This window comes from Pseudomonas sp. 65/3-MNA-CIBAN-0223, from assembly GCF_040310425.1.
GTDB classification, from domain to species: Bacteria; Pseudomonadota; Gammaproteobacteria; order Pseudomonadales; family Pseudomonadaceae; genus Aquipseudomonas; species Aquipseudomonas gregormendelii.
The window spans coordinates 1-237 of sequence record NZ_JBEOPV010000345.1 but is presented as its reverse complement, the minus strand read 5'-3'; the positions used below and the strand labels follow the sequence as shown (position 1 = coordinate 237).

The 237-nt window shown below is 62.9% G+C and carries 1 protein-coding gene; it reads right to left on the bottom strand.

The features are described 5' to 3' along the window. Nucleotides 1–237: efflux RND transporter permease subunit (locus AAEZ09_RS29150; protein ID WP_350601794.1), on the bottom strand; the 237-nt coding region annotated here is incomplete at both ends.

Here is a 237-nt window from a genome sequence, read left to right as displayed (position 1 = left end):
ATATGTGCCACATCGCCCAGCGTGACTGGTACGCCCCTGGCGCTGAGCTGCAGTGGAATCTGACGAAAGTCACCGAGCGTCTGCAGGTAGCCGGACGCGCGAACCATGTACTCGGTTTCGGCCAGTTCGAGTACCGCGCCGCCGGTCTCCTGGTTGGCCATGCCAATGGCCTCGATGACCTGCGCCTGGGTGACGGCAAGGCTGGCCATCTTCAGTGGATCGAGCACGACCTGGTAC